The following is a 6,641-nucleotide window of genomic DNA, read 5'->3' on the forward strand; positions in this document are numbered from 1 at the left end:
GCCCGGCTGCGCACCGCCCTGGCGCCGCCGACCGGGGCGCCGTCGACGCGGAACCGGCCCTGCACCCATTGGTCTCCGGACTTCTTCCACCCGAACACCTCTCGGGCGGCTCGCGCCTCCTCCGGGCGGGTCTGGGCGGTGCTCGGGCCGGTGGCCAAGATGGCGGCGGCAGCGCCCAGGGTCAGGGCAGCGAAAGCGGAGTTCTTCCGGGTCATCGACGAACCTCGACGCAACAGGATTGCGGCTTCTAAAGCACGATCAAGGCCAAAATGGCGCAAAGGTGCCTGGTTCCACAAGCCTTTCCGGTAACGGCTACTTCACCAAACCGATGACATCCTTAAAATGCGGGTGATCGGCCGTGGCGAGCCATTCGAACGCGACCATCTCGGCGGTGACGATCTCTGCGCCGTGCCGATCCATGCGGGCGAGAGCGGCGTCCCGGCTCGCGGGCTGCCGTGACGCGACCGCGTCGCGCACGACCTTGACCGGCTGGCCGGAGGCCCGCAGCCCGAGCACCGTCTGCAGCACGCAGACATGCGCCTCGCAGCCCACCACGACGACCTCGGCATCGGTCGGGATGGCGGCCCGGATGGCGGGCTCCCGCGTCGCGTCGAAGAACATCTTGCGAAAGGCGCGGGCGGGCGGGCGGGGCGCCACCTCGGGCACCGTCGAGCCGAGCCCGTCGGGGTTCTCCTCCGTCCAGACCACCGGAACGCCGAGCAGGGCGGCGGCGTCGAGCAGGCGGCGGGCGTTGCGAAGCGCCTCGGCCCCGCCCGCGATGGCCGGCATCAGGCGGGACTGGAAATCCACGACCAGGAGCAGGCTCGAGAGCGGGCTCGTCTCGCCCCGGCGGGCGGCGGCAAGGCTGTCCATGCTGTCCCCTGGCGGCCCGGCTGGCGCGGGCTGGCCGCCATTCTCGTCAGCCGCGCCCGTCCGGCAAGCCGGCCCCGCCGGCCAGCAGCCCCCGCACACGCTCGTCGAGATAGCGGCGCATCAGGTCGGGCGCCGAGGCCTCGAACATCCGGATGCGGCCCGTATGGGTCAGCAACAGGAGCCCGACCGCGTGCGCGAACACGTCGACCACGAGCAGGCGCGCCGCCTCGGGGGTAGCGCCGAGCGCTTCGGCCCCGGCCCCGATGGGCGCCAGGGCCACGGCCAGTGCGGCGTTGAGCCGCTCGTCCCGGGCCCGGCCCAGGCCCTTCGGCTTCAGCCCGCCGCGCAGAAGGTAGAAGCCGAGATCGAGGTCACGCGGGTTCTCGGCATAGAAGGCGAAGAAGGCGAGCGCGGCGGCCCGGAGCCGCCCTGCCGGCTCGGCCTCGGCGTCGGCGGCGGCCAGCACCGCGTCCGCGAGCCGGCCGAGGGAGATGTCCAGCATCTCGGCGTAGATCGCCTCTTTGGAATCGAAGTGGAAATAGAGCGCCGCGGGCGTGTAGCCGGCTTCCGCCGCGATGGCCCGCAGGGAGGCGCCGTCCAGCCCCTCGGATTCGAACACGCGACGGGCCGCCCCCAGGATCAGCTCGCGCTTGTGGTCGCCGACGGATTGGCGCCGCGCCGCGCGGCCGGGTGATTTCGGGCTGAGGGGCATCGGGCCTTCGGAGGACTTGACCGCCGTCTAACAGCGTTCAAAAATCCGATCAAGAACGAGGAGACGCCCCGTGCTGATGGATGCCGCCCAGTACCGCGACTCCCTGCGCGGCTACGCGCCTCGCGTCTTCGTCGAGGGTCAGGCGGTCGCCTGCGTGGCCGACGAGCCGCTTCTCGCCCCCGGCATCAACGGCATCGGGGTCTGCTACGATTTCGCCCACCGGCCCGAACACGCGGTGCTGATGACCGCCCGCCAGGGCACGTCCGGCAAGACCGTGAACCGGATGACCCATATCGACGAGACCTCGACCGACCTCCTGTACAAGCTGGAGGCGGTGCGGCTCCTGTGCCGTGAATCGGGCTGCGCGCAGCGCTACCTCGTGCACGACGCCGCGAACGGGCTGTTCCAGGCGACGCGGCGCGCCGACCTCGAACACGGCACCGATTACCACGCGCGCTTCCTGAATTACCTGCACGGCGTGCAGGAGAGGGATCTCACCTTCGCGATCTGCATGACGGACGCCAAGGGCGACCGCTCCAAGCGGCCGGGCCAGCAGGCCAATGCCGATTGCTATGTCCACATCTCCGAACGGCGGCCGGACGGGATCGTGATCCGGGGCACCAAGGCCATCGTGACAGGCGCGCCCTATGTGCACGAGCTGATGGTCATGCCGTGCCGGACCATGGTGCCGGAGGACGCGGCCTTTGCGGTCTGCTGCGCGGTGCCGGTGGACGCCGAGGGCGTCACCATCGTGTCCCGCCGCGCCGGTCGGCCCGGCGAGGCCGCGGCCAAGTTCTCGGCCAAATACGGCCAGTCGGTCGCGGCCGTGATCTTCGACGACGTGTTCGTGCCCTGGGACCGCGTGTTCATGGCCGGCGAGACCGAGGAGGCGGGGTTTCTGACCACCTCCTATGCCACCCACCACCGCCATTCCTGCATCGCGGCGCGGGCCGGGTTCGGCGATCTCCTGATCGGCGCCGGCGCGCTGATGATCGAGGCGAACGGGCTCGATCCCGAGCGGCACGGCCATATCCGGGACACCATGGTCGACCTGATCAAGATCGTGGAAGGGTTCTTCGCCTGCGGCGTGGCGGCCTCGGTCTATGGCGCGAAGGACCCGTCCGGAAACATCATGCCGGACGCCGTGTTCTCGAACATCGGCAAGCTCCTGCTCGCCACCCAGATCTATGACATGCACCGGCTGGCCCACACGGTGTCGGGCGGGCTCGTCGTGGCGCTGCCGGGTCCGGACGAGGACCACAATCCCGAGACCGCGGCCTCGCTGGCCGCCGTGCTGGGCGGCCGGCCCGACATTCCGTCCTCGCAGCGGGCCGAGGTCGCCCGGTTCATCGAGGACCTCACCGTCTCGAACCAGGCCGGCTGGTATTCGGTGATCTCGCTCCATGGCGGCGGCTCGCCCGAGGCCATGAAGCGCGAGATCTGGCGGAATTACCCGGTCGCCGAAAAGGCCGCGGTGGTGGAGCGCCTGCTCGACCGCGGCCTGCTGGACGAGGGACGGCGGGTGTCGAAACAGCCCGGCCGCTGCTGCGCCACCGGCTGCGACGTGCCAGAGCCCGCGGCGCTGCCGGTGGCGGCTGAGTAGAGGCCGCCCGCGCGGCAGGAGACCACCGGATGTCCGCAGCCCTGCCCGCGCCCGACCTGCACGGCTACGCCACGCACGAAGTCCTGAACCAGCCGCCGCCGCTGGCCGATTACGACGCCTACGCGACCGACCGGGCGCTCGGGGACATCGTCCGGGCTTTCGGCGCGGGCTGGGCGGCGGAGCGCCTGCACGAGACCGGCCGGACCGTCGGGTCGGCCCATGTCCAGGAATTGGCCCGGGCCGCGAACCGGGTCCTGCCCGAGCTCCGCAGCCACGACCGCTTCGGCAACCGGGTCGACCGCATCGACTTTCACCCGGCCTGGCACGAGCTGATGGGGCTCGCCATCGGCCAGGGGACGGTGTCGCTCGCCTGGCGCGACCCGCGGCCGGGCGCACAGGTGGCGCGCGGCGCCGTGTTCTACCTCTGGAACCAGGGCGAGGCCGGCATCTGCTGCCCGATCGAGATGACCTATTCGGCCGTGCCGGTGCTGCGGCGCGACCCGGCCCGCTGGGCGGAATGGGGCGAGCTGATCCTGTCGGACCGCTATGACGGACGCCAGATCCGCGCGGGCGAGAAGACGGGCGCCACGGTCGGCATGGCGATGACCGAGAAGCAGGGCGGCTCGGACCTGCGCCAGACCCAGACCGCGGCGACGCCGAACCGCGACGGCACCTGGTCGATCACTGGCCACAAATGGTTCTTCTCGGTCCCGCAATCGGACGTGTTCCTGACGCTCGCCCGGACGCCGGAGGGCGTGTCCTGTTTCGTGGTGGCCGGCTGGCTGCCGGACGGCTCGCGCAACCGGCTGCAGCTCCAGCGGCTCAAGGACAAGTGCGGCAACAGGTCGAACGCCTCGTCTGAGGTCGAATTCCGGGGCGCCATCGCCCATCTGATCGGCGAGCCGGGCCGGGGCATCCGGACCGGCCTGTCCATGAACCACCATACCCGGCTCGATTGCGCGCTCGGCTCGGCCGCCCTGATGCGCCAAGCGGTGGCGCAGGCGGCGCACCATGTCAGCCACCGGCGTGCCTTTCAGCGCACCCTGATCGACCAGCCGATCATGCAGAACGTCGTCGCCGACCTCGCGCTCGAGGCCGAGGCCGCCGCCTGGCTCGCCTTCCGGTTCGTGGCCGCCCTGGACCGCGAGGGGGGCAGCGAGCGCGAGCGGCTGCTCGGCCGGATCGGCGCGCCCATCGCCAAATACTGGGTCTGCAAGCGGGTCACCCCGGTGGTGGCCGAGGCGCTCGAATGCCACGGCGGCAACGGCTTCATCGAGGACCACGTGATGGCCCGGCTGTACCGCGAGGCTCCGCTCAACGGCATCTGGGAAGGCACCGGCAACGTGATCTGCCTGGACGTGCTCCGGTCCATGGAGCGCGAGCCGGATTGTGTGTCGGCCCTGCTCGACGAGCTGCGCGAGGCGAAGGGGACCGACCGTCGCTACGATGCGGCGCTTGCGGGCTTCGAGGCCGACCTGCCGGATTTGCGCCGCCGCGAGGGGCAGGCGCGGCGGCTCGTCGAGCGGATCGCCGTCCTGCTTCAGGCCGGGCTCCTGCTCCGCCACGCCCCGGCCGAGATGGCCGACGCCTTTCTGGCGAGCCGCGTCGCGGGAGGCTGGAGCGGCCATTTCGGCGACCTCCCGGCCGGTATCGACGCGGGTGCGGTGGCCCGCCGCGCCGTGCCGCTGGCTGGTTAGGACCGGCGGGGATCGGCGTCGCGCTGCGGCCCGGATTGGCGTAGTACAGGTTGTCAGGAGGCCGAGATGCCGGACCCCGCGTTGTCCCACCCCGACCAAGTGTCGCCTTTGGGCCGCGCGCCCGGCATGCCGGCGGATGTGTCAGGCCATTCCGGGCCGGGTCCCTCGTGACGGCGGCCGCGCATCCGGCGCTTGCGCAAGGCCGCGAAGGTCGGCGCGCACTGCTCCGGGTGACCGTCCGGGGCGTCCGGCTCACGACAGGGCTCGTGCTGCTCGCCTATGTGCTGACGCATTTCATCAACCACGCGCTCGGCAACATCTCGCTCGCCGCCATGGAATGGGGACTCGGCTGGGCCGCCGCGATCTGGTGGAATCCCTACGGCAAGACCGCCCTCTACGGCGCCTTCACCGTCCACCTCGCGCTCGGCCTGTGGGCGCTCTACGGCCGCCGGCCGTTCCGCTACCGGCCGGCGGAAGCGTTCCAGCTCGCCGCGGGCCTCCTCATCCCGCTGCTCTTGCTGCAGCACATCGTCGCGACGCGGTTGGCCTTCGAGCTGCACAACGTGTCCAAGGGCTACGCGCAGCAGCTCTTCAAGTACTTCGTGGATTCCCCGGCCTTCGGCGTGCTGCAGGCCGTGACCCTGGTGGTGGTCTGGACGCATGGCGCGCTCGGCATCTATCTGTGGCTACGGCTGAAGCCGTTCTTCCCCCGCATCTCCGCGCCGCTCTTCGCACTGGCCGTGCTGGTGCCGGTTCTGGCCCTGCTCGGCTACGTCCAGGGTGGGCGCGACTTCCTGGAGCGCTATCCCGACCCGGCCTTCCGGGCGATCGAACTCGCGCCCGACCGGGTCGGCACCCGGCAGGAGGGTGCCGAACTCCTGTTCTGGCGCAACGCGCTCACGCTCGGCTACCTGGGCCTCGTCGGCCTCACGCTGGCCGCCCGCTTCGTCCGGCGCCGGGTCGAGACGCGGCGCGGGCTCCTGTCCTTCACCTATCCGAACGGCCGGCGGGCCAAGGTGCCGAGCGGGACGTCGGTGCTGGAGGCGAGCCGCCTGAACGGGATCCCGCATGCCAGCGTGTGCGGCGGGCGCGGGCGCTGCTCGACCTGCCGCATCCGGGTCATCGGATCCCTGTCCGAACTCGGCCATCCGAGCGCGGCCGAGCAGGCGGTGCTGGACCGGGTCGGCGCCGCGCACGGAATCCGCCTGGCCTGCCAGTTCCGCCCGCCCCGCGACGTCACCGTGTCCCCGCTGCTGGCGGCCGACATCACCTTCGACCGGCTGCGCGAGCTGGATGTAGGTGCCTTCGGTGAGGAGCGGTTCATCGTCGCGATGTTTGTGGACATGCGGGGCTCGACCCGGCTCGCCGAGCGCCGCCTGCCCTTCGACACTGTGTTCGTGATCAACCGCTTCCTGGAAGCGGTCGGCCGCGCCGTCACGGCCGCGGGCGGGGCCCCGAACCAGTTTCTCGGCGACGGGCTGATGGCGCTGTTCGGGCTCCGGACCAGCCCGGCCGAGGCCGCCCGCCAGGGGCTGGAAGCGGTCCAGCTCATTGCCGCGAATATCGACGTCCTCAACGCCACCCTGGGACCGAACCTCGAGGAGCCGATCCGCTTCGGCATCGGCCTCCATGCGGGTTTCGCCATCCTGGGCGAGATCGGCGACCGGCTGCACGGCAAGGCCGTGTTCACGGCCATCGGTGACCCGGTCAATGTCGCGGCCCGGCTCCAGGGGCTGACCAAGGGGCTTGGTGTCGA

The 6,641-nt window shown here is 71.2% G+C and carries 6 protein-coding genes; 3 read left to right on the forward strand and 3 right to left on the reverse strand.

Annotation, left to right across the window (positions count from 1 at the left end):
* The 3 genes from JWR86_RS07305 to JWR86_RS07315 form a co-directional block, all read right to left on the reverse strand.
* A partial coding sequence (locus JWR86_RS07305; RefSeq protein ID WP_299562921.1) for a hypothetical protein occupies nucleotides 1-215 on the reverse strand: 215 nt, incomplete at its 3' end.
* A gap of 97 nt (nucleotides 216-312) precedes the next feature.
* Nucleotides 313-873, reverse strand: a complete 561-nt coding sequence (locus tag JWR86_RS07310; RefSeq protein ID WP_299562923.1) for an isochorismatase family protein — start codon at nucleotides 871-873, stop codon at nucleotides 313-315.
* Between the two features lie 46 nt (nucleotides 874-919).
* Nucleotides 920-1,585, reverse strand: a complete 666-nt coding sequence (locus JWR86_RS07315; protein ID WP_299562926.1) for a TetR/AcrR family transcriptional regulator — start codon at nucleotides 1,583-1,585, stop codon at nucleotides 920-922.
* Nucleotides 1,586-1,661: 76 nt separating this feature from the next.
* Between JWR86_RS07315 and JWR86_RS07320 the strand changes: the two genes are divergently transcribed.
* The 3 genes from JWR86_RS07320 to JWR86_RS07330 form a co-directional block, all read left to right on the forward strand.
* Nucleotides 1,662-3,188: a 4-hydroxyphenylacetate 3-hydroxylase N-terminal domain-containing protein gene (locus JWR86_RS07320; RefSeq protein ID WP_299562935.1), complete on the forward strand. Its 1,527-nt coding sequence runs from the start codon at nucleotides 1,662-1,664 to the stop codon at nucleotides 3,186-3,188.
* A 29-nt stretch (nucleotides 3,189-3,217) separates the two neighbouring features.
* On the forward strand, nucleotides 3,218-4,885 hold the full coding sequence (locus tag JWR86_RS07325) for an acyl-CoA dehydrogenase family protein (protein ID WP_299562929.1): 1,668 nt from the start codon (nucleotides 3,218-3,220) through the stop codon (nucleotides 4,883-4,885).
* 230 nt (nucleotides 4,886-5,115) lie between these two features.
* On the forward strand, nucleotides 5,116-6,641 hold a 1,526-nt coding region (locus JWR86_RS07330; protein WP_299562932.1), incomplete at its 3' end, for an adenylate/guanylate cyclase domain-containing protein.

It is taken from the genome of Enterovirga sp. (assembly GCF_028290205.1).
In the GTDB taxonomy this organism is placed as follows: Bacteria; Pseudomonadota; Alphaproteobacteria; order Rhizobiales; family Beijerinckiaceae; genus Enterovirga.

What these genes read in the sequence shown, in the direction of transcription:
- JWR86_RS07310 (WP_299562923.1), bottom strand. Translation starts at nt 873, where the DNA reads ATGGACAGCCTTGCCGCCGCCCGCCGGGGCGAGACGAGCCCGCTCTCG.
- JWR86_RS07315 (WP_299562926.1), bottom strand. Translation starts at nt 1,585, where the DNA reads ATGCCCCTCAGCCCGAAATCACCCGGCCGCGCGGCGCGGCGCCAATCC.
- JWR86_RS07320 (WP_299562935.1), top strand. Translation starts at nt 1,662, where the DNA reads ATGGATGCCGCCCAGTACCGCGACTCCCTGCGCGGCTACGCGCCTCGC.
- JWR86_RS07325 (WP_299562929.1), top strand. Translation starts at nt 3,218, where the DNA reads ATGTCCGCAGCCCTGCCCGCGCCCGACCTGCACGGCTACGCCACGCAC.